The sequence below is a fragment of the Streptomyces sp. NRRL B-1347 genome (genome assembly GCF_000720325.1).
Classification (GTDB): Bacteria; Actinomycetota; Actinomycetes; order Streptomycetales; family Streptomycetaceae; genus Streptomyces.
The window spans coordinates 1-22,216 of record NZ_JOJM01000027.1 but is presented as its reverse complement, the minus strand read 5'-3'; the positions used below and the strand labels follow the sequence as shown (position 1 = coordinate 22,216).

The 22,216-nt window shown below is 71.4% G+C and carries 21 protein-coding genes and 1 pseudogene; 16 read left to right on the top strand and 6 right to left on the bottom strand.

Annotation, left to right across the window (positions count from 1 at the left end; genetic code table 11):
- Positions 1-8: 8 nt before the first annotated feature.
- Positions 9-836 carry a VOC family protein gene (locus IG74_RS0122750; RefSeq protein WP_030680315.1) on the bottom strand — a complete coding sequence of 276 codons (828 nt, stop codon included), beginning with the start codon at positions 834-836 and terminating at the stop codon, positions 9-11.
- A gap of 455 nt (positions 837-1,291) precedes the next feature.
- Between IG74_RS0122750 and IG74_RS0122745 the strand changes: the two genes are divergently transcribed.
- Entirely contained in the window at positions 1,292-2,122 is an 831-nt protein-coding gene (locus IG74_RS0122745; RefSeq protein WP_030680312.1) for a sulfurtransferase, read from the top strand.
- Between the two features lie 183 nt (positions 2,123-2,305).
- On the opposite strand, the gene sepH is transcribed toward IG74_RS0122745, so the two are convergent.
- A complete protein-coding gene (gene sepH / locus IG74_RS0122740; RefSeq protein ID WP_030680309.1) occupies positions 2,306-3,367 on the bottom strand; it encodes a septation protein SepH in 1,062 nt (353 codons plus the stop codon).
- A gap of 499 nt (positions 3,368-3,866) precedes the next feature.
- Between sepH and IG74_RS0122735 the strand changes: the two genes are divergently transcribed.
- Positions 3,867-5,123 carry a hypothetical protein gene (locus IG74_RS0122735; protein WP_051855170.1) on the top strand — a complete coding sequence of 419 codons (1,257 nt, stop codon included), beginning with the start codon at positions 3,867-3,869 and terminating at the stop codon, positions 5,121-5,123.
- 27 nt (positions 5,124-5,150) lie between these two features.
- Here the strand turns inward: IG74_RS0122735 and IG74_RS0122730 are convergent, their stop codons facing one another.
- On the bottom strand, positions 5,151-6,500 hold the full coding sequence (locus tag IG74_RS0122730; protein ID WP_030680304.1) for a D-arabinono-1,4-lactone oxidase: 1,350 nt from the start codon (positions 6,498-6,500) through the stop codon (positions 5,151-5,153).
- Positions 6,430-7,698 carry an MFS transporter gene (locus IG74_RS0122725; protein ID WP_030680301.1) on the bottom strand — a complete coding sequence of 423 codons (1,269 nt, stop codon included), beginning with the start codon at positions 7,696-7,698 and terminating at the stop codon, positions 6,430-6,432. Before IG74_RS0122725 ends, IG74_RS0122730 begins: the two co-directional genes overlap by 71 nt.
- Before the next feature lie 333 nt (positions 7,699-8,031).
- Between IG74_RS0122725 and IG74_RS0122720 the strand changes: the two genes are divergently transcribed.
- Positions 8,032-9,171, top strand: a complete 1,140-nt coding sequence (locus tag IG74_RS0122720; protein ID WP_030680300.1) for a ferrochelatase — start codon at positions 8,032-8,034, stop codon at positions 9,169-9,171.
- Positions 9,172-9,180: 9 nt separating this feature from the next.
- On the top strand, positions 9,181-9,999 hold the full coding sequence (locus IG74_RS0122715) for an inositol monophosphatase family protein (RefSeq protein ID WP_030680298.1): 819 nt from the start codon (positions 9,181-9,183) through the stop codon (positions 9,997-9,999).
- Between the two features lie 90 nt (positions 10,000-10,089).
- On the opposite strand, the gene IG74_RS52775 is transcribed toward IG74_RS0122715, so the two are convergent.
- Positions 10,090-10,263, bottom strand: a complete 174-nt coding sequence (locus IG74_RS52775; RefSeq protein ID WP_199818877.1) for a hypothetical protein — start codon at positions 10,261-10,263, stop codon at positions 10,090-10,092.
- A 330-nt stretch (positions 10,264-10,593) separates the two neighbouring features.
- Here IG74_RS52775 and IG74_RS0122705 point away from each other — a divergent pair, with 330 nt between their 5' ends.
- From IG74_RS0122705 to IG74_RS0122690, 4 genes are all read left to right on the top strand, one after another.
- Entirely contained in the window at positions 10,594-11,247 is a 654-nt protein-coding gene (locus IG74_RS0122705; protein WP_030680296.1) for a response regulator transcription factor, read from the top strand.
- A gap of 6 nt (positions 11,248-11,253) precedes the next feature.
- On the top strand, positions 11,254-12,486 hold the full coding sequence (locus IG74_RS0122700) for a sensor histidine kinase (RefSeq protein WP_030680290.1): 1,233 nt from the start codon (positions 11,254-11,256) through the stop codon (positions 12,484-12,486).
- 394 nt (positions 12,487-12,880) lie between these two features.
- Complete coding sequence (locus IG74_RS0122695) at positions 12,881-13,177, top strand: DUF4193 domain-containing protein (RefSeq protein ID WP_030680288.1); 297 nt, start codon at positions 12,881-12,883, stop codon at positions 13,175-13,177.
- A 13-nt stretch (positions 13,178-13,190) separates the two neighbouring features.
- On the top strand, positions 13,191-14,189 hold the full coding sequence (locus IG74_RS0122690) for a hypothetical protein (protein WP_030680285.1): 999 nt from the start codon (positions 13,191-13,193) through the stop codon (positions 14,187-14,189).
- A gap of 51 nt (positions 14,190-14,240) precedes the next feature.
- Here the strand turns inward: IG74_RS0122690 and IG74_RS0122685 are convergent, their stop codons facing one another.
- Positions 14,241-14,687 carry a DUF3093 domain-containing protein gene (locus IG74_RS0122685; protein ID WP_030680281.1) on the bottom strand — a complete coding sequence of 149 codons (447 nt, stop codon included), beginning with the start codon at positions 14,685-14,687 and terminating at the stop codon, positions 14,241-14,243.
- Between the two features lie 58 nt (positions 14,688-14,745).
- On the opposite strand from IG74_RS0122685, the gene IG74_RS0122680 reads away from it, so the two are divergent.
- From IG74_RS0122680 to IG74_RS46070, 8 genes and pseudogenes are all read left to right on the top strand, one after another.
- Entirely contained in the window at positions 14,746-15,330 is a 585-nt protein-coding gene (locus IG74_RS0122680; RefSeq protein ID WP_030680279.1) for a PaaI family thioesterase, read from the top strand.
- Entirely contained in the window at positions 15,327-15,857 is a 531-nt protein-coding gene (gene dut / locus IG74_RS0122675; protein ID WP_030680277.1) for a dUTP diphosphatase, read from the top strand. Before IG74_RS0122680 ends, dut begins: the two co-directional genes overlap by 4 nt.
- Position 15,858: 1 nt before the next feature.
- The gene (locus tag IG74_RS0122670) at positions 15,859-16,623 is read left to right on the top strand and encodes a DUF3710 domain-containing protein (RefSeq protein WP_030680274.1); all 765 of its coding nucleotides are present in this window, start codon (positions 15,859-15,861) and stop codon (positions 16,621-16,623) included.
- 345 nt (positions 16,624-16,968) lie between these two features.
- Positions 16,969-17,058, top strand: coding sequence for a K(+)-transporting ATPase subunit F (gene kdpF / locus IG74_RS48750; protein WP_033264828.1), 90 nt, complete (start codon positions 16,969-16,971; stop codon positions 17,056-17,058).
- An 8-nt stretch (positions 17,059-17,066) separates the two neighbouring features.
- Entirely contained in the window at positions 17,067-18,731 is a 1,665-nt protein-coding gene (gene kdpA / locus IG74_RS0122655) for a potassium-transporting ATPase subunit KdpA (protein WP_030680272.1), read from the top strand.
- Entirely contained in the window at positions 18,728-20,872 is a 2,145-nt protein-coding gene (gene kdpB, locus IG74_RS0122650) for a potassium-transporting ATPase subunit KdpB (protein WP_030680269.1), read from the top strand. The genes kdpA and kdpB overlap by 4 nt, the downstream gene beginning before the upstream one ends.
- A gap of 6 nt (positions 20,873-20,878) precedes the next feature.
- Positions 20,879-21,601, top strand: a complete 723-nt coding sequence (locus tag IG74_RS0122645; RefSeq protein ID WP_030680266.1) for a potassium-transporting ATPase subunit C — start codon at positions 20,879-20,881, stop codon at positions 21,599-21,601.
- A gap of 327 nt (positions 21,602-21,928) precedes the next feature.
- A pseudogene (locus IG74_RS46070) lies at positions 21,929-22,216 on the top strand (histidine kinase); the annotation flags it as partial.

Below are 22,216 nucleotides of genomic sequence, written 5' to 3'. Positions count from 1 at the left end.
CGCGGCCGTCAGACCGTCGCCGCGGGCTCCTGGCAGGACCGCTCGGAGTGCACGAGCGTGAACACCGCGCCCTCCCGGTCGGCGACCGTCGCGATCCGGCCGTACGCGCTCTCGCGCGCGGGACGCACGACACGGCCGCCGAGGCCGACCACCCGCGCCGCCGCCGCGTCCACGTCCGCGGTCTCGAAGTACGTCATCCAGTACGCGCCCCGGTCGCGCGGCAGCGCGTTCCCGACGCCCTGCACCGACGCCACCGCCCGGCCCTCCAGGAAGAACGTCAGGAAGTCCGCGTCCGGGCCGCCGGACGCCTCCTCGGTGTAGCCGAACAGCGTCCGGTAGAACTTGGCGACCTCGCCCGTCTCCCGGGTCACCAGCTCGTTCCAGGCGGGCGCGCCCGGCACCCCGGCCACCGCGGTGCCCAGGTGCTCCGCGGGCTGCCAGATGCCGAACACCGCGCCCGCGGGGTCCGACGCGATCGCCATCCGCCCGGCCTCGGCCGCGTCCAGCGGGCCGACGCCGACCGTGCCGCCGCAGTGCCGCGCCATCTCCGCCGTCTCGCCCGCGTCGTCCGACGCCAGATACGGGGTCCAGGCGATGGGCAGCCGCCGGTCGGCCGGCAGCTCGCCGATCCCGGCCACCTCGCACTCGCCGAGGAAGGCGCGCACGTAGGGACCCAGCTGCTGCGGCCCGGGCCGGTACGTCCAGCCGAAGAGCTGCGCGTAGAACTCCTGGGTCGCGGTCAGGTCGTGTGCCATCAGGCTCACCCAGCAGGGCGTGCCGGGTGCGGGCCGCGCGGTCCGTACGCGTCGGCTGTCCGGCCACCGTGCCTCGGTCATCGTCACTCTCTCCTCGGGCCCTCGTGGCGCCGGTGGCTCACGGCGGTCGCGGACGGCCGACGCCAGGGGACCGGACCCGCGATCCGTCATCTGCTCCATGACGTCGCTCGTCCGCCCGCTGCCGTCCGCCACCGTCACCCGCCGTCGGTCAGCCGTCGCCACTCCGCTTCGATTCGCCTTTCGAACGCGCGTACCCTGGCCGCGCGCATGCCCGTCCGTGCAGATGCTTGCACCACCCGCCGCCCGGCGCCCCCCGGCCGCGCCGCCCTTTCCCGTTTCCTGGCGGAGGATGCCCGGTCTGCCGTTTCCCATCCGTAAACGTGCGATTGCCGAGCCGTGTCCGTCTTCGGTACAGGGCGTGCCCGGTTCCGTACGCCACGTGTTCGGGCGGGTCCGGCCGAGCAGGCTAGCCGGACCTGGACGCGGCGGCCACCCCGTGGGCAAGGTTGGGCCTTATGAATGCCATCATCTCCGCATCCCAACTCGCGAGCGACCTGGCGGGCGGGAATCCGCCAGTGCTCCTCGACGTCCGCTGGCAGCTCGGCGGGCCGCACCAGCGCCCCGCCTACGAGGAGGCGCACATCCCGTCGGCGGTCTTCGTCGACCTGGACGCCGAACTCGCCGGTCCGGCCGGAGCGGCCGGCCGGCATCCGCTGCCGGACGCCGAGCGCTTCGGCGCGGTGATGCGGGCGGCGGGCGTCTCCGGCGACCGGAGCGTGGTCGTGTACGACGGCGGCCAGGGCTGGGCCGCGGCGCGCGCCTGGTGGCTGCTGCGCTGGGCGGGGCATCCGTCGGTGCGCGTCCTGGACGGCGGGCTCGCGGCGTGGCGCGGCGCGCTGGAGTCCGGTGACGTGCGGCCGCCCGAGGAGGGCACGTTCAAGCCGGTCCCCGACTCGGTGGCCCGGCTGGACGCGGACGGCGCGGCCGCCGTGGCCCGCTCGGGGCTGCTCCTGGACGCCCGGGCCGCGGAGCGCTACCGGGGCGACGTCGAGCCGATCGACCGCGTGGGCGGTCACATCCCGGGCGCGGTCTCGGCCCCCACGACGGAGAACGTCTCCGAGGATGGCCGGTTCCGTCCGGCCGGGGAGCTGACGGCCCGCTTCACGGCCCTGGGTGCCGCCGACGCCCCGGAGGTGGGGGTGTACTGCGGCTCGGGCGTCTCGGGCGCCCACGAGGTCCTCGCCCTCGCGGTGGCGGGCATTCCGGCGGCGCTGTACGTCGGTTCGTGGTCGGAGTGGTCATCGGACGCGTCCCGTCCGGTGGCGAAGGGACCGGATCCGCAGTAAAGGGGCGTCGTCGGCGCTCGCGGGGCCGAGCATCGCGGCGCGATGCTCACGCTCCGTAAGCGACCACCTGTCACGCTCTGTGACACGTGAGTGTCATGTGAAGGGCCCGTACGGATCTTGCGTACGGACCCTTCGGTGTGTCCGCGGCGGCGGGCGGAGGATGGTTCCTCCACCTCCGCGCGGCTACTCCTGCTTCTTGCGGCGGGTGCCGAAGACGATCTCGTCCCAGCTCGGCACGGCGGCGCGGCGGCCGGGCCGGACGCCGTCCGCCTCGGCCTGGCGGTCCGTGGAGCCGACCAGGCGCTCGCGGTGGCTGGCCACGGCGCGCGGCATCAGCACGTCCGCGTACGCCGAACCGGCCGACGCCGCGGACGCCGGGGGCTCCTCGGCCTCGGGCTCCTGCTCCGGCTCGTCCTGTGCGGACGGCAGTTCGGAGGGTGCGGTGGTGGGGCGCTCCGGGACGACCATGTCGCCCCGGAAGCTCGGCACCGCCTCCAGGAGGCTGGTCAGGGAGTCGCGCTCCTGCTCGGCGATCGCCCCGCTCGGGCCCGGCTCCTCCGCGGGCTCGGGCGCCGGGGTGCCGGGGCGGTCGAGGGTGCGCTCCAGCGGCCGGTCCCGGGGCAGCCGGGCGATGCGCGGCACGAACGGAAAGCTGGGCTCGGGCGCGGCGATGTCGTCGGTCTCGCCGATGAGGGCGCGGGCCTCGTCGTCGACGGCCTGGACGAGGCGGCGCGGCGGGTCGTACGTCCAGCTCGCGGAGTGCGGCTCGGTGGCGACGCGGTAGACGAGCAGCACCTCCCAGGTGCCGTCGTCGCGGCGCCAGGAGTCCCACTGGACGGATTCCTTGTCGGCGCCGCGCAGCAGCAGCCGCTCCTGGACGGCCTCGCCGAGCTGGGGTCCGGTGTTCTCGCCGGGGCGGCGCACGGGGGTCTTCCGGGCGCGCTCGGCCATGAAGGCGCGCTCGGCGAGCACGGGGCCCTCGAAGCGGCGGACGCGGTCGACGGGGATGCCGGCGAGCGAGGCGACTTCTTCCGCGCTGGCCCCAGCGCGTATACGGGCCTGGATGTCCCGGGGTCGGAGGTGGCTCTCCACCTCGATCTCGATCTGGCCGAGTCTCGGGCGGTCGCCGCGTACGGCGGCGCGGAGCCGTTCGTCGATGGGAAGCGTGTACTCCGTGCTGTCCGCAGCCTTCAGCACCAGCCGTGTGCCGTCGTTGCTGACGGCCACGACACGCAGTTCGGGCATGGGGACCTCCCGGGTGGTGCCTGCCGACGTCACGTGCGTCGCTGCTTCCGCTAGTCGAGTGTGGCCTGCCCGGGTGCAGCCTGCCACAACCTTGCCGAGTTGCCCGGCGTGTCGGGCATGGGCCCTGGATCGCCGTTATGGCACGGTTACCTATTCGCAACGCTAAGTGACCAAGTTCCGTCACCCTGTGCAGCGGGCCCCCTCCCGGCGGTCCTGGCTGGCCCCGGGCACCCTGGCTGGAGACCGGACCCAGGGCTCGCAACACTACTCCATTCGGGCCACCCGGGTGGACCGGCACGCCGCCGAACTTCTCCCGGGTGAAGGGAGTTGATGGCGGCAAGGGGCGCGAACGCCCCGCGCGCAGGTGGCGCTCTTCACGTAAACGCCAGAAACGGAACTATTTTCTTCGGACGTACGTCCCTTTCTCATGTGACTCGCGTGACTCGTACGCGAATCAGCAGCGAAGTCGGCAAGGCGAGAAAGGCGGCAAGAGTCGGAGATGCGTGGGAAGCCGGATACCGGCGGGACGTCGGAGGACACCTCGGAAGGCACGTCGGAGGACGCGCCGAAGAAGCGGCTCGACCTGAGCGTGCCGCAGGTGGCGGGCAGCGCCGTGGCCGCCGTCCTGGCCGCGAAGCTCGCGTCCAGCTTCGGCGTGTACGGAACGATCCTCGGCGCCGGTCTGGTGAGTGGCATCGCCACCTGCGGCGGCACGGTCTTCCAGCACTTCTTCAAGCGCACGGGCGAGCAGATACGCGACGTCGCGGTGCAGGCCAAGCCGAAGGCGCAGCAGGTGCCGGTGACGGCGGCCACACCGGTGCCCGAGGCCTTCAGAGCCACGCCTTCCGGGCCCCCGTCGGGCTACGCGACCGGCACGGGGCCGGTGACCACCACGTGGGGCAGGCAGTCGGCGGGCCGCCACGCCCCGGACGCCGACCCGACGACCGCACTGCCCATGGCCGGTGCGGCCGACCCGACGGCCGCGCTGCCGATGGCGGCGGCCGATCCGACGGTCGCCCTGCCCGCGGTCGGGGCCGGGGCCGGGGCCGGGGCCGGTGATCCCACCACCGTCCTGCCCGCCGCGTCCGCGGACGCCGAACAGACGCAGTTCCTCGGGTCCGTGGACGCGACCCAGCTGCTGCCGCGCGACCAGCGGACCCAAGTGCTGCGCGCCACCGGCCCGTCGGTTCCCGGCCCGCCGCAACCGCCGCTCCCGTCGGACGAGTTCACCGAGGGCACCACGCACCGCGCGCGGGTGACGAGCTGGAAGCGGCCCCTGGTCGCCGCCGCCGTCGTCTTCGGAGTGGCGCTCACCGGCATCACCACGTACGAGCTGGTGAGCGGCCAGAGCTTCAGCGGTGACGACAAGAGCACGTCCATCGGCGACTTCGTGAAGGGCAAGAACTCGTCCTCCAAGTCGGACGGCCCGCAGCCGGGCGACGACTCCGACCAGCCCACCGACCAGGGCACTTCCGGCACGGACGACGGCTCCAAGGAGGGCGACGACACCTCCAAGGACCCCACCGGCACGCCCTCGCCGGGCGACGACACCGGCTCGGACACCGGGACCGACACCGGCAAGGACCAGGGCGGCAAGGACGACGACGGCGGCAAGGACGACGGCGGTTCGAAGGTCGACCCGACGCCTACGCCCACTCCGACGCCCACTCCGACCCCGACCCCGACGCCGACACCCACGCCGTCGAACGGCGGCGGGAACGGCCTCCAGGGGGAGCAGCAGTCGTCCGAGCAGTGAGCGGCGCGACCGCCACGGCCCGGAGGCTCAGTCGCCGAGGACCCGCCGCAGATAGGCGTTGGCGAAGAGCCGGTCCGGGTCGAGGCGGTCGCGCAGCGCCGTGAACTCGGCGAAGCGCGGGTAGGCCTCGGCGAAGTACGCGGCGTCGCGGGTGTGTAGCTTGCCCCAGTGGGGCCGCCCTTCGTGGGCGACGAAGATCTGCTCCGCGGCGCTGAAGTACGTGCGGAAAGGCGTGCCCCTGTAGAGGTGCACGGCGATGTACGCGCTGTCGCGGCCGGACGCCGTGGAGAGCGTGATGTCGTCGGCGGGCGCCGTGCGGACCTCCACGGGGAAGCTGACGCGCAGCGGGGAGCGCTCGATCATCGTCCTCAGCTCCCGCAGCGTGTCCACGAGCGCCTCGCGCGGGACGGCGTACTCCATCTCCACGAAGCGCACCCGCCGGGGGCTGGTGAAGACCTTGTACGGGATGTCCGTGTAGGTGCGGGCCGACAGGGCCTTGCTGGAGATCTTGGCGATGGACGGGATGGTCGCGGGCACGGCGCGGCCGAGCGAATTGACGACCTGGAAGAGGCCGTTGGAGAGCAGTTCGTCCTCTACGAAGGCGCTGATCGCGCCCGGCGGGTCAGCGGGGCCCAGGCTGCGGTTGTTGCGCTTGGTGTTGCAGTTGTCGGTGTGCGGGAACCAGTAGAACTCGAAGTGCTCGTTCTCGGTGACGAGTTCGTCGAACGACCTGGTGACCTGGTCGAAGGTCATCGGCTCCTCGCGGGCCCTCAGGAGGAAGAGGGGCTCTACGGAGAACGTGATCGCGCTGATGACGCCGAGCGCGCCGAGGCCCACGCGCGCGGCGGCGAAGACGTCGGGGTGCTCGTCCCGGGAGCAGGTGAGGATCTCGCCGTCCGCGGTGACCAGTTCGAGCGCCGCGATCTGGGCGGCGACCGACGCGGAGTCGCGGCCCGTGCCGTGCGTCCCGGTGCTGACGGCTCCGGAGACGGTCTGCTCCATGATGTCGCCCATGTTCGTCAGCGACAGGCCCTCGCGGGCGAGCGCGGCGTTCAGGCGCTTGAGCGGGGTGCCCGCCTCGACGGTGACGGTGCCCGCGGCGTGGTCGATCGCGCGGATGCCGGTGAGCAGGTCGGGACGTATCAGCAGGCCGTCGGTCGCGGCGGCGGCCGTGAAGGAGTGGCCGGTGCCCACGGGCTTCACGGTCAGGCCGTCGGCCCTGGCCCCGCGGACCGCCGCGACGAGCTCGTCGACCGAGGCGGGCGTCGCCTCGCGCGCGGGGTGCGCGCTGACGGTGCCCGCCCAGTTACGCCACGCCGCTCGACTCCTCCCGCTGGTCGCTGCCGCGCCCGTGCCTCTGCCCGTTGCCCTGCTCATGGGTCCCTCCCCGTCGCGGATCCGGCCGCTTCAGCCGGCGATACCCCAGGAATCCGACCGCGGCCGCGAGCGCCCCGGCCACGCCCGCCACGCCGTACCCGGCGCTCGGTCCCGCGGCGTCGATCACCCAGCCGGCCGCGGAGGAGCCGAGCGCGATCCCGACGGCGAGTCCGGTGCTGACCCAGGTCATGCCCTCGGTCAGCTTCGCGCGTGGTACGTGCTGTTCGACGAGGGCCATGGTCGTGATCATCGTCGGTGCGATGGAAAGGCCCGCGAGGAAGAGCGCCGCGGCCAGGAACGGCAGGCTCCCGACCAGTTGCAGCGGGATCATACTCACGGCCATCGCGCAGAGGCCCACCACCCACCTGCGCGCGGGCGACCCCTTGAAGTGCATGAGCCCGAAGCCGACACCGGCGAGGCACGAGCCGAGCGCGTACACGGCGAGGACCAGGCTCGCGGCGCTCTTGCGGCCCTCCTCCTCGGCGAAGGCCACCGTGACCACGTCCACGGCGCCGAAGATCGTGCCCGTGGCGACGAACGCGGCGACCAGGACCTGGAGGCCGGGGGAGCGCAGGGCCGACTCCCGGGTGTGGTGTTCGCGCGGGTGCGGCACCGGCTCGGTGGCGCGCTGCGCGGTCAGCCAGAAGACGCCCACGGCGAGGAAGACGGCGGCGAGGAGCGGCCCCGACTCGGGGAACCACACCGTGGACAGGCCGATCGAGATGATCGGCCCGAAGATGAAGCAGATCTCGTCCACGACGGACTCGAAGGAGTACGCCGTGTGCAGCTGCGGGGTGTCGCGGTACAGGGCCGCCCAGCGCGCCCGGACCATCGAGCCGAGGCTCGGCACGCTGCCCGCCACCGCGGCGAAGACGAACAGCGTCCAGTCCGGCAGCTCAAGCCGCGCGGCGAGCAGCAGCCCTGCGACGGCGACGAGCGTCACCAGGGTCGCGGGCCGCAGCACCCGGCGCTGGCCGTGCCGGTCCACGAGCCGGGATATCTGGGGGCCGATCGCGGCGGCCGAGAGCGCGACGGTGGCGGACAGGGCGCCCGCGAGGCCGTACCGCCCGGTGATCTGGGAGACCATCGTCACGATGCCGATGCCCATCATCGACAGCGGCATCCGCCCGATGAATCCGGCGGCGGAGAAGCCCTTGCTGCCGGGGGCGGCGAAGATGGCGCGGTAGGGGCTCGGCACGTGGACTCCGCGGGGGCGCAGGGGCGGCCGACCCGTGAGGGGTCGCGCGGCTCCGGTAAGGCGTGAAGATGGCTGATACAGCTTACGGCCGCGCAGGCCTCCGGCGCACCGGTAATTTCCGGCTCTCTCCACCCGGCTCTCCCCGCCCGGCTCACCCCACCCGATTCTTCCCACCCGGCCCTCCCGACGGCAGGGAGCGGCCGTCTGCGGCGAGGGAAGCCGGGCCGTCGGCGCTGGGGAAGCCGCGTCGTCCCCGGTGGCGAAGCCGCGTCGTCCCCGGTGGGGAGTACCGCCGTTTTCCGGCTGTCAGTGGCGAGTGGCAGGATCAAAGACATGTCCGATGCGCTGGATTCCCCACTGGATCCCACTCCGTACGACGCCCTGCTGCTGCTCTCGTTCGGCGGGCCCGAAGGCCCGGACGATGTCGTTCCGTTCCTGGAGAACGTGACGCGGGGCCGCGGCATCCCCAAGGAGCGCCTGAAGGAGGTGGGGCAGCACTACTTCCTCTTCGGCGGCGTCAGCCCCATCAACGACCAGAACCGCGCCCTGTTGGACGCCCTGCGCAAGGACTTCGCGGACCACGGCCTGGACCTGCCCGTCTACTGGGGCAACCGCAACTGGGCGCCGTACCTGACGGACACCCTCCGGGACCTGGCGCGCGACGGCCACCGCCGCGTGCTCACCCTCACCACCAGCGCGTACGCCTCGTACTCGGGCTGCCGTCAGTACCGCGAGAACCTCGCGGACGCCCTCACGACCCTCCAGGAAGAGGGCCTGGAGCCCCCGCGCGTGGACAAGCTGCGGCACTACTTCAACCACCCGGGCTTCGTGCGCCCCATGGTCGACGGCGTCCTGGAGTCCCTCGCCGACCTCCCCGACGAGGTGCGGGACGGCGCGCACCTGGCGTTCACCACGCACTCCATCCCGACGGCCGCCGCCGACACCTCGGGCCCGCCGGCCGACCACGGGGACGGCGGGGCGTATGTGAGACAGCACCTGGACGTCGCCCGCGTCATCGTGGACGCCGTGCGCGCGGAGACCGGCGTCGACCGCCCCTGGGAGCTGGTCTACCAGTCGCGCTCCGGAGCCCCGCACATCCCGTGGCTGGAGCCCGACATCTGCGACCACCTGGAGGAGCGGCACGGCGCCGGGGCGCCCGCCGTGGTGATGGTCCCGATCGGCTTCGTGTCGGACCACATGGAGGTCCTGTACGACCTCGACACCGAGGCCACGGCGAAGGCGGCCGAGCTGGGCCTGCCGGTGCGGCGCTCGGCCACCGTGGGCGCCGACCCGCGGTTCGCCGCCGCGGTGCGCGAGCTGGTCCTGGAGCGCGCGGCGGCCGAGAGCGGGCGCGCGGTGACGCCCTGTGCCCTGGGCGCGCTCGGCGCAGGCCACGACCTGTGCCCGGTGGGCTGCTGCCCCGCGCGCACCCCCAAGCCCGCCGCCGCGGGCGCCGACAGCCCGTTCGTCTGAGGAGCCCCCGTGACCGACCGCACCACCGCTCAGGACGGCCTGAAGGCCGAACTCCTCGCCGTCGCCCTGGAAGCCGCGCACCGCGCCGGTGAGCTGCTGCGCGACGGCCGCCCGGACGACCTGGGGGTGGCCGCCACGAAGAGCAGCGCCGTCGACGTCGTCACCGAGATGGACATCGCGTCCGAGAAGCTCATCACGGACTTCTTCGCCGCCCGCAGGCCCGATGACGGCGTGCTCGGCGAGGAGGGCGCGAGCTTCGAGGGCAGCAGCGGCGTCCAGTGGGTGATCGACCCGATCGACGGCACCGTGAACTACCTGTACGGCCGCCCCGACTGGGCGGTGTCCATCGCCGCGCGCGCGGGCGGCGAGACCCTCGTCGGCGTCGTGCACGCGCCCGTGCGCGGCGAGACGTTCCGCGCGGTCCTCGGCCAGGGCGCGTACGTCAACGACCGGCAGGTGCGCGTCCGTCCTGCGCCCCCGTTCGACCAGGCCCTGATCGGCACCGGCTTCGGGTACGTCGCGGAGCGCCGCGCCCAGCAGGCCGAGGTCGCCCGGGAGCTGCTGCCGCGCGTGCGGGACATCCGCCGCGCCGGCTCGGCGGCCATCGACCTGTGCGACGTGGCGGCGGGCCGCCTGGACGCGTACTACGAACGCGGCCTGAACGACTGGGACTTCGCCGCCGGAGACCTCATCGCGCGCGAGGCGGGCGCCCGCACCGGCGGCCGCCCCGGCGAGGCCCTGTCCACCGAGCTGACGGTGGCGGGCCCGCCCGGCCTCTTCGAGCAGCTGCAGACGTTCCTGGACGAGCGGGGCGCCTGGCACGACTGAGGACCCGCACGGCTCGCGGAGCACACGTCAGGGCCCCGGCACCCCGCAGGAGCGCGGTGCCGGGGCCCTGACGTGTCACGTGTCGGCCGGTCAGGAGGACGAGACGGCGACCTCCACACCGTGCTCGGCGGCCAGGCGGTGCAGGTCCTCCAGCTCGGCCAGCTCGACCTCGGCCAGGAAGTCGTCGCCCGTCTCGCGGGCCTGCGCGAGGTCGGATTCCGTGGCCTTTATGCGCTGCAGGAGACCTGCGGTGAATGCGTCCATGGTTGCGCCCCCTCGGCTGGGTCGTGTGGGTCGGTGGCACGGGGGTGTGCCCGAGAAGCGGCGATCACGTCCGATGACGCTGCGTGGAGCGCGCCGTGGCGCATCACATACGAAGCGTGATCGCGGGGTGTACAGGCCGTCCTCCCCCCGGCCCTCCTCAGGGAAACCTCAAACGCGGGCGGAAGTCCGAGAAATTCCCGTGTTCCCAGGGGCACCGGCCGTCTTACAGCCGGTTTATGGCCGAAAGGGGCAGGATGGAGGTCTCACCCCCAGATCAGACCTGCCCGCCCACGGGAGAACCGGGGCCGGGCACAGAGGAAGGACAGCGACGTGCGCGTACTCGTCGTCGAGGACGAGCAGCTGCTCGCCGATGCGGTGGCCACCGGACTGCGCCGGGAGGCCATGGCCGTCGACGTCGTGTACGACGGTGCGGCCGCCCTGGAGCGCATCGGCGTGAACGACTACGACGTGGTCGTCCTGGACCGCGACCTCCCGCTCGTGCACGGCGACGACGTCTGCCGCAAGATCGTCGAGCTCGGCATGCCGACGCGCGTCCTGATGCTCACCGCCTCCGGCGACGTCAGCGACCGCGTGGAGGGCCTGGAGATCGGCGCCGACGACTACCTGCCCAAGCCGTTCGCGTTCAGCGAGCTGACGGCACGCGTCCGGGCCCTGGGCCGGCGCACCAGCGTGCCGCTGCCGCCCGTCCTGGAGCGCGCGGGCATCAAGCTCGACCCGAACCGCCGCGAGGTGTTCCGCGAGGGCCGGGAGATCCAGCTGGCGCCGAAGGAGTTCGCGGTCCTTGAGGTCCTGATGCGCAGCGAGGGCGCCGTGGTCTCCGCCGAGCAGCTCCTGGAGAAGGCCTGGGACGAGAACACGGACCCGTTCACGAACGTCGTCCGGGTCACGGTCATGACCCTGCGCCGCAAGCTCGGTGAGCCCGCCGTCATCGTCACGGTGCCCGGCTCGGGCTACCGGATCTGATCTCCGGTGGCCGCGACACCGGCGCCGCCAGCGGCGCCCCCCAAGCCGACGTGGGACCCCCGGAAGGTCGAACCGCCCTTCCCGTGGCTGCGCCCCACCATCCGCATAAGGCTCACGCTCCTGTACGGCGGCATGTTCCTGATCGCGGGCATCCTGCTGCTCTCGATCATCTACCTGCTCGCCGCGCAGGCGCTCAACGTGGGCAGTGAGCTGCCCTTCAAGATCGTCTCGGGCCGGGTGGAGAGCAAGGTCTGCGAGCTGCCGAGCCGCGCCTCGCCCGACGAGTTCAACGCGGCGATGAACGCGTGCGTGAACGAGCAGCGCCAGCACGCCCTGGACAACCTCCTGAGCCGCTCGCTGCTCGCCCTGCTCGGCCTCGCCGTGATCGCCTTCGCCTTCGGGTACGCGATGGCGGGCCGCGTCCTCTCGCCGCTCGGCCGCATCACCCGTACCGCGCGCCGCGTGGCGGGCACGGACCTCAAGCGCCGCATCGAACTGGACGGCCCCGACGACGAGTTGAAGGAGCTCTCCGACACCTTCGACGAGATGCTGGACCGCCTGGAGCGCGCCTTCACGGCCCAGCAGCGCTTCGTCGGGAACGCCTCGCACGAGCTGCGCACCCCGCTCGCGATCAACCGCACGCTCCTCGAAGTGCAGCTCTCCGATCCGAACGCGCCGCCCGAGCTCCAGCAGCTCGGCAAGACGCTGCTCGCCACCAACGAGCGCAGCGAGCAGCTCGTGGAGGGCCTGCTGCTGCTCGCCCGCAGCGACAACCAGATCGTCGAGCGCAAGCCCGTGGACCTCGCCGAGGTCGCCAACCGCGCCGTCGACCAGGCGCGCTCCGAGGCCGACGAGAAGGGCGTCGAGATCCGCGGCGAGCGCGGCCTCGCGATCGTGCAGGGCAACGGCGTCCTGCTCGAGCGCATCGCGCTCAACCTCGTCCAGAACGCCGTCCGGTACAACGTGAAGGAAGAGGGCTGGGTCGAGGTCACCACGGAGGCCCAGCACGGCCAGGCCGTGCTCGTGGTGACGAACACCGGACCCGTGGTCCCCGCGTACGAGATCGACAACCTCTTCGAGCCCTTCCGCAGGCTCCGTACGGAGCGCACCGGCAGCGACAAGGGGGTGGGTCTCGGCCTGTCCATCGCCCGGTCGGTGGCGCGCGCCCACGGGGGCCGTATCATCGCGGAGCCTCGTGAGGGGGGTGGGCTCGTGATGCGCGTCACCCTGCCGATCTGAGATGCTGCCGCCGTGACGCGCCGGATGTTCGCTTTGAGCGGAATTTTCGGGATCTGATCCTGTCAATTTCGTGTGTGATCGATCACAGAGGCGAATTTTTGGCCATCTACTCTCCGTGACCGCGAAAGTCGTCGGAAAGCCGGGAAAATCCGGGTTTTCGAGGGTCTTGATCACGGGAAGTACACGGGGTGGCGCCCGTGAAGTGCGACATTCGGACCGTGTACGGTCCCGATCGCCATCCAAACCGATCACCTCTTCAGGGGTGCGGTTGGGTGTCGATTGAGTAACAGACCTTGATGTGAGGCAAAATCTCCGCCTCAGGTCGGGCACAAGTCCGGCCTCTCACGCGTTACGTGCGCTGAGACACCGCAGACACCCAGAGGGGGAGAGCGACATGGCAACGGACTACGACACCCCACGCAAGACCGACGACGACGTCGACTCGGACAGCCTTGAAGAGCTGAAGGCCCGGAGGAACGACAAGTCCTCCTCGGCCGTCGACGTCGACGAGTTCGAGGCCGCAGAAGGCCTCGAGCTGCCCGGAGCGGACCTGTCCAACGAGGAGCTCGCCGTGCGCGTGCTCCCCAAGCAGCAGGACGAGTTCACCTGCATGAGCTGCTTCCTGGTGCACCACCGCAGCCAGCTGGCCCGGGAGAAGAACGGTCAGCCGATCTGCCGCGACTGCGACTGAGACGAGGTCAGCCGTGACAGGTTCGACCCCGCCTGGGAAGAACCGCTTCGGCGACCACGAAGCGGACGCAGCCGTGCCACCCGGCGCGACGGACGCCGAGCGGGGCCCTGGGGCCTCGCTCAGGCCCGTCGACGCGTCGGGGGCGGACCCGGCCGACCCCGTCGGCCACCAGGGCCCCGCCAGGGCGCAGAACGGCGCTGAGACGGCGTACGAGGCGGTCCCCGCGCTCGTGCACCACGCGGCGGCGCCGTCGCCGCACACGGCCGTCGAGGCCGTGCAGACCGCGACGACGGCGGAAGACGAGGGCCCCACGACCAAGGGCAAGCGTTTCTCCGCCGTCGCGAACGGCTTGAAGAACGGGGCGCTCCGCGGTGGCCGCGGAGCCAAGGCCGGCATCGGCTACCTGGCCGACCGGATCATCGAGAACGCCCCGCGGGTCCCCGTCCGGGACCTGGCCACCCTCCGCAAGCAGTTCCCGGGCCTCGGCCCCGAGCAGCTCGCGGACAAACTCATCACGGGCGCGGCGAACGCGACCTCCACGGTGGGCGCCGGAGTCGGCGCCGCCGCCATGCTGCCGGTGCCGCCGGCCATGCCCGCCGAGCTCGCCGCCGAGATCACCGGCGTCGCCGCGATCGAGCTGAAGCTCATCGCCGAGCTGCACGAGGTCTACGGACGGCGTCCGCCCGGCACCCTCAAGCAGCGCAGCACGGAGTACCTGCGGTCGTGGACCGAGGAGCGCGGGATCGACGTGGCCAAGCCCGCGTCGATAAACGCCGCGCTCGGCGGCCAGATGAAGCGCGAGCTGCGCCAGCAGATCATGAAGCGGATGGTGCGGAACCTGCCGAACCTGATGCCGTTCATGGTCGGAGCCGCGGTCGGGGCGTTCATGAACCGCCGCGACACGAAGAAGCTCGCGGAGCGCGTCCGCACCGACCTGCGCCGCATGCAGGTGCCCTGGGACGCCCTGGAGGAGCTGCCGCCGCTCACCGGCCCCAAGGAGCTGGAGTCCTGAGCCGTCGGCGCACTCCGGCGCTCCTCCGGCTCCCCGCCGCCCCCGGCGGGGCTACGCCGCAGTGACCGCCCCCAGCGCCTTCGCCAGCGCCTCCGGGTTCCTGGTCGACAGGTACACGTACGGAGTCGGGTCCTCGGGGTCCGTGACCTCCACGCGCAGCGCCGTCGGGATGTAGCTGCGCAGCACCATGAACGCGCGCGGGTCGGCCTTGTGGGTCCGCCAGGCGCGTGCCTCGGCCGCGTCCAGGGGCTCGGCGGCGCCCAGCGCCGTCAGCGGGATCTTGGCGTCCCCCGCGACCAGGAAGCCCGCCACGACCCGGATGCGCATCGAGCCGTACGCGCTGGTGAGCACCGCCGCGAGCGCCGTGCCCGCGACCAGGCCGCCGAGCAGCGGCAGGGTGCCGAACGGGAGCGCGGTCAGGCCCGCCGCGATGCCGACGAGCACCGAGACGAGCCACCACGAACGCGGCGCGGTCAGGCGTTCTTCGTAAGGCTGCATGAAGCCAAGCTTGGCATGGTGCGCGACGTGCGCTGACGCGGAGGTAAGGTCTGCGCCTGTGAGTGGTACCAATGCGGCCCTGCGGCCTCCGGCCGACGCCATACCCCCCGTACGCCACCCCGACGCGCCCGCGCCCGGGGAGCTGATCGGCGCGCACTACGCGCACTGCTTCGGCTGTGGGGACGGCCAGGCCCACGGGCTGCACCTCGCGGCCCGGGCCGGCGAAGGCGTCACCGTCACCGCCGAGTTCACCGTGCGCGAGGCGCACCAGGGTGCGCCCGGTCTCGCCCACGGCGGCGTGCTCGCCACCGCGCTCGACGAGACCCTCGGCTCCCTGAACTGGCTGCTGCGGGTGATCGCGGTGACCGGACGCCTGGAGACCGACTTCGTGCGGCCGGTGCCCGTCGGCACGGTGCTGCACCTGGAGGCCGAGGTCACCGCCGTCGCCGGACGGAAGATCTACTCGCGGGCCAAGGGGCGCACCGGCGGCCCCGACGGGCCGCTGGCCGTCCGTGCCGACGCCCTCTTCATCGAGGTGAAGGTGGACCACTTCATCGACAACGGCCGTCCCCAGGAGATCCGGGCGGCCATGAACGACCCGGACCAGATCCGGCGCGCCCGCGCCTTCGAGGTGAACCCGTGACCGACCGTGCCCCCCTGGACGTGCTGATCAGGCGCGTCGACCCCGACGTACCGCTGCCCGCGTACGCGATGCCCGGCGACGCCGGTGCCGATCTGCGCACCACCGAGGCCTGCGAACTCGCGCCCGGTGAGCGGGCGGTGCTGCCGACCGGGGTTTCCATCGCCCTGCCCGAGGGGTACGCGGCCTTCGTGCACCCCCGGTCCGGTCTCGCCGCCCGCTGCGGTGTCGCCATGGTGAATGCCCCAGGGACGATTGATGCCGGGTACCGTGGGGAGATCAAGGTGATCGTGGTGAATCTCGACCCGCGCGACAGCGTGCGGTTCGAGCGCTTCGACCGGATCGCCCAACTGGTCGTCCAGCAGGTCGAGAAGGTGCGCTTCCAGGAGGTGGCGGAGCTTCCCGGCTCGGCGCGGGCCGAGGGGGGCTTCGGGTCCACCGGCGGTCACGCCGCCGTGGGCGTCAGCTCGGGCGAACAAACGGGTGGGAATCGATACGCGTCGGTCGTATCCGACCGGGAAGGACAGTGACGTGTTCGGACGTCGCAAGAAGAGCGGTGCCGCCGAGGACGCGGCGGGCGAGGCCGAGCAGGTCGTCGACGGCACGGAGGACGCGGAGACCGAGGACGCGGCGTCGCAGCGCGTGCGCCTCGAGCCGGAGCCGCGCCCGGACGGGCCCTGGGACGACTCCGAGGTCCGTGAGCCCGGCGAGGGCCGGGTGGACCTCGGCGGTCTGTTCGTGCCGGGGGTCGAGGGCATGGAGCTGCGCGTGGAGGTCGCGGGTGACGCGATCGTCGCGGCCACCGTCGTGCTCCAGGACAGCGCCATCCAGCTGCAGGGCTTCGCCGCTCCCAAGCGGGAGGGCATCTGGGGCGAGGTGCGCGAGGAGATCGCCTCCGGCATCACCCAGCAGGGCGGGGTCATCGACGAGGTCGAGGGGCCGCTCGGCTGGGAGCTGCGCGCGCAGGTGCCGGTACAGCTGCCGGACGGCACGGGCGGCTTCCAGGTCGTCAGGTTCGTGGGCGTGGACGGCCCGCGCTGGTTCCTGCGCGGAGTGATCTCCGGGCAGGGCGCGGTGCAGCCGCAGGCCGCGGGCCTGCTCGAGCAGATCTTCCGGGACACGGTCGTCGTCCGCGGCGAGGGCCCGATGGCCCCGCGCGACCCGATCGTCCTCAAGCTGCCCGACGACGCGCAGATGGTCGCCGAGGGCGTCCAGCAGGAGGACCAGGAGACCTCGCGGTTCTCCGGCGGCATGGGCCAGCTGGCCCGGGGACCGGAGATCACCGAGGTCCGCTGACGGCGACGACGGCCGGACAACACAGCCGTCGGCACCGGCACGAGAGCTGACGCGAAGAGACGCGAGCCCAGGGGCCGCACTCCCGATTCGGGAGTGCGGCCCCTGGGCGTTTTCGTGCGTGTGAACTGGTTGAACGTATCGCCGTAAGAGATTCGTCAACGCCGCGCCAATGGCCGCTAGGGAGACGTCAACGGCGATCGAAACCCGCCATTGAGGCGGTTTCCTCATGACGTCAGCAATTCCGAATCTCATCTAGGAGCACACGATGGCCGACGTGGCCTTCGTCGTCACCACGATCGCGGTTTTCGCGCTGGTGGCTCTCGTCGCCAAGGGGGTGGCGAAGCTGTGACCGCTGAAAACATCGTCGGCCTCGTCGTGGCCGTCGCCCTCCTCGGCTATCTCGTCCTCGCCCTTGTGTTCCCGGAGAGGTTCTGAGTCCCCACATGAGTCCCGTCCTCGCTGGCGTGCTCCAGCTGCTCGCGCTCGTGGCCGCGCTGGCCCTCGCGTACCGTCCGCTCGGCGACTACATGGCCGGCGTCTACTCCTCCGACAAGCACCTGCGCGTCGAGAAGTGGATCTACAAGGGCATCGGCGCCAACCCCGGCACCCAGATGCGCTGGCCCGCCTACCTGCGCGGTGTGCTCTCCTTCTCCCTGGCGAGCCTGCTCTTCCTGTACCTGCTGCAGCGGATCCAGGGCTCCCTGCCGGGCTCGCTCGGCTTCAAGTCGATCGACCCGGACCAGGCGTTCAACACCGCCGCGTCGTTCGTCGCCAACACCAACTGGCAGTCGTACTACGGCGAGCAGGCCATGGGCCACGTCGTGCAGACCGCCGGTCTCGCGGTGCAGAACTTCGTCTCCGCGGCCGTCGGCATCGCCGTCGCCGTGGCGCTCGTCCGCGGCTTCGCCCGCTCGCGCACCGGTGAGCTGGGCAACTTCTGGACCGACCTGGTCCGCGGTGTCGTCCGCATCCTGATCCCGATCTCCGTGATCGGCGCGCTCGTCCTGGTCGCCTGCGGCGCGATCCAGAACTTCTCCGGCATTCACGGGGTCGGCCAGTTCCTGGGCGGCGAACAGCAGTGGAACGGCGGCGCGGTCGCCTCCCAGGAAGTCATCAAGGAACTGGGCACGAACGGCGGCGGCTACTTCAACGCCAACTCGTCCCACCCCTTCGAGAACCCGAATCCGATCTCGAACCTCTTCGAGATCTTCCTGATCCTGGTGATTCCGTTCGCGCTGACCCGGACCTTCGGCCGGATGGTCGGCTCGATCCGGCAGGGCTACGCGATCCTCGCCACGATGGTGACGATCTGGCTCGGCTTCACCGCGCTGATGATGTGGACCGAGTTCCACCACGGCGGCCCGGCGTTCGACCTCGCGGGCGGGGCGATGGAGGGCAAGGAGACGCGCTTCGGCGTCGGCGGCTCGTCGATCTTCGCGGTGGCCACCACGCTCACCTCGACCGGCGCGGTGAACTCCTTCCACTCCTCGTACACCGGATTCGGCGGCGGGATCACGATGCTGGGCATGCAACTCGGCGAGATCGCACCCGGCGGCGTCGGGTCCGGCCTCTACGGCATGCTCATCATGGCGATCATCGCGGTCTTCATCGCGGGTCTGATGGTCGGCCGCACCCCCGAGTACCTGGGCAAGAAGATCGGCACCCGCGAGATCAAGCTCGCGGCCTGCTACATCCTCGTCACGCCCGCGCTCGTCCTCGGCTTCACCGGCGCCTCGATGGCGATGGACACGCCGAAGAACTCGATGACCAACAGCGGCGCCCACGGCTTCTCGGAGATCCTGTACGCCTTCACCTCCGGCGCCAACAACAACGGCTCGGCCTTCGCGGGCCTGAACGCGGACACACAGTGGTTCAACACCACGATCGGTCTCGCGATGCTCCTCGGCCGGTTCCTGCCCATGGTGTTCGTGCTCGCGCTCGCCGGATCCCTGGCCGAGCAGCGGCCGATCCCGAAGACGGCGGGCACCCTGCGCACGGAGAAGCCGCTGTTCACGGGCCTCCTCGTCGGCACCATCATGATCATCACCGGTCTGACGTATTTCCCGGCGCTCGCGCTCGGACCGCTCGCCGAGGGTCTCGCGTCATGACCATCGAAACCAGGAAGCAAGAGGAGCCCGGCTCCATGACGACCGCTACTCCCACGCGCGCGCCGCACCAGGACGTGCCGACCGGCCACAAGCCGGACGACGACAAGGTCGGCGGCGGTCTCTTCGACCCGGCACAGCTCCTGAAGTCCTTCCCGGACGCCCTCAGGAAGCTCGACCCGCGGGTCATGGTCAAGTCGCCCGTGATGTTCGTGGTCCTGATCGGCTCGGTGCTCACCACCGTGCTCGCCTTCAAGGACCCGGGCGACTGGTTCGGCTGGACGATCACCGCGTGGCTGTGGCTGACCACGATCTTCGCCAATCTCGCGGAGGCGGTCGCCGAGGGCCGCGGCAAGGCCCAGGCCGACACGCTGCGCAAGGCCAAGACCGACACCGTCGCGCGCCGTCTGGCCGCCGACGGCAAGAGCGAGGAGCAGGTGCCCGGCACCGACCTCCGGATCGGTGACCTGGTCGTCTGCGAGGCGGGCGACATCATCCCCGGCGACGGTGACGTCGTCGAGGGCGTGGCGAGCGTCGACGAGTCGGCGATCACCGGTGAGTCGGCGCCCGTCATCCGCGAGTCCGGCGGCGACCGCTCGGCCGTCACCGGCGGTACGAAGGTCCTCTCCGACCGCGTCGTCATCAAGATCACGACGAAGCCCGGCGAGACCTTCATCGACCGGATGATCAACCTCGTCGAGGGCGCCGCTCGGCAGAAGACGCCCAACGAGGTCGCGCTGAACATCCTTCTCGCCTCGCTGACCATCGTCTTCCTGCTCGCGGTCGTCACGCTCCAGCCGTTCGCCGTGTACGCCGGTGCCGAGCAGTCCATGATCGTGCTCTGCGCGCTCCTGGTCTGCCTCATCCCGACGACCATCGGCGCCCTGCTCTCCGCGATCGGCATCGCGGGCATGGACCGCCTGGTCCAGCGCAACGTCCTCGCGATGTCCGGGCGCGCCGTCGAGGCCGCCGGTGACGTCTCCACGCTGCTGCTCGACAAGACCGGCACCATCACGCTCGGCAACCGCCAGGCCGCCGAGTTCGTACCGGTGCGGGGCACCACCGAGGCCGAAGTGGCCGACGCCGCCCAGCTCTCCTCGCTGGCCGACGAGACGCCCGAGGGCCGCTCCATCGTGGTCCTCGCCAAGGAGAAGTACGGCCTGCGCGAGCGCCACCAGGGCGAGCTGACCGGCGCGGAGTGGATCGCCTTCACCGCCCAGACCCGGATGTCGGGTGTGGACGTCGACGGGCGCAAGGTCCGCAAGGGCGCGACCGGCTCGGTCGTCGCCTGGGTCCGCGAGCGCGGCGGCACGGTCTCCGACGAGGCCCAGGAGCTCACCGACAAGATCTCGCAGGCGGGCGGCACCCCGCTGCTCGTGGCGATCGAGGACACCGAGGGCGCCCGCGTGCTCGGCGTCATCCACCTCAAGGACGTCGTCAAGGAAGGCATGCGGGAGCGGTTCGACGAACTGCGCCGCATGGGCATCAAGACGGTCATGATCACGGGTGACAACCCGCTGACGGCCAAGGCGATCGCCGACGAGGCGGGCGTGGACGACTTCCTCGCGGAGGCCACGCCCGAGGACAAGATGGCGCTCATCAAGCGCGAGCAGGCCGGCGGCAAGCTCGTGGCGATGACGGGTGACGGCACGAACGACGCGCCCGCGCTCGCGCAGGCCGACGTCGGCGTGGCCATGAACACCGGCACCTCGGCCGCCAAGGAGGCCGGGAACATGGTGGACCTGGACTCCAACCCGACCAAGCTCATCGAGATCGTGGAGATCGGCAAGCAGCTGCTCATCACGCGCGGCGCCCTGACCACCTTCTCGATCGCCAACGACGTGGCGAAGTACTTCGCGATCATCCCGGCGATGTTCGCGGTGGTCTACCCGGGCCTGGACAAGCTCAACATCATGGACCTGTCCAGCCCCAAGTCCGCGATCCTGTCGGCCGTCATCTTCAACGCGCTGATCATCGTGGCCCTGGTCCCGCTGGCCCTGAAGGGCGTCCAGTACCGGCCGATGAGCGCCGACCGGATGCTGCGGCGCAACCTCGGGATCTACGGCATCGGCGGTCTGATCGCGCCGTTCATCGGCATCAAGATCATCGACCTGCTCCTCTCCCTCATCCCCGGCATTGGGTGACTTGGCATGAATAACTCCGTCGGAAACACCGCCCGGTTGCTGGGCGCGGGACTGCGGGCCGTGCTCGTCCTGACCGTGGTCTGCGGCGTGATCTATCCGCTCGTCGTCACCGGCGTCGCCCAGGCCGTCTTCCACAACAAGGCCAACGGCTCCGAGATCAAGGACGGCGGCAAGGTCGTCGGCTCCGAGCTGATCGGCCAGCGCTACGACCTGCCCCTGAAGAAGGGCCAGGAGACGCCGGACCCGGACCTGAAGTGGTTCCAGCCCCGGCCGTCCAACGGCCTCGGCAGCAACAGCGTGAACACCCAGTACAAGCTGCTCCTGTCCGGCGCGACCAACCTCTCGGGCGACTCCGGGTCCATGAAGGACAAGGACGGCAACGAGGTCTGCGACCCCAAGGCCGAGGACGGCCTGTGCGCCCAGGTGAAGGCCGCGCAGGACGCCGTCGTCAAGGACAACTCGACGGCCGACTTCAAGATCGAGCCGTCGGACGTCCCGGTGGACGCCGTCACGTCCTCCGCCTCGGGCCTGGACCCGCACATCTCGCCGAAGTACGCCGACCTCCAGGCGCACCGCGTCGCCGAGAGGAACCACCTGGACGTCAAGGACGTCGAGAAGCTGGTCGACGACCACACCGACGGTCGCATCCTCGGCTTCATGGGGGAGCCCCGGGTGAACGTCCTGAAGCTCAACATCGCCCTGAAGCACCTGGTCGCGGCCAAGGGCTGACACCACCCCGGCCTGTGGGCCCCCGGAGTCTCCGGGGGCCCACAGGCCGTTCCGCGTACGCCCACGGGCCTTCGCGGGAGCGCCCCGAAGGGGCGCGGGGCTGTGTCTGTTTGCGGCTCCGCCGCGGGGCGCGACCAGCCACGACGAAGCCGCAGACGCCCGACGGCCGATCACGGCGAACCCAGCGGAGCGCCCGGCGCATCAGGGTTGTGTCAAGGACCCTCAAGAACGCCCGCCTCATCCGTTTTGCCGCGATTGTTGGCCGTAAGGTCGACGCTGCGTACACAGCAGTTTCAGGAAGACAATGGGGCCATGGCACGCGGCAAGCTTCGCGGCCTGGAGCAGGTCGAGCGCAGGGAGCTGGAGTACCGGGGCGCGACGTTCACCGAGATGGACGTGGACACGGTCCTGCGCCGGGCCCCCGCCGTGGCGCTCGTGGACGAGCTGGCCCACACGAACGTGCCGGGCTCGCGCAACGCCAAGCGCTGGCAGGACATCGAAGAGCTGCTCGAAAGCGGCATCGACGTCATATCCACGGTGAACATCCAGCATCTGGAGTCGCTGGGTGACGTGGTGGAGTCGATCACGGGGGTGCGCCAGCGCGAGACGGTGCCG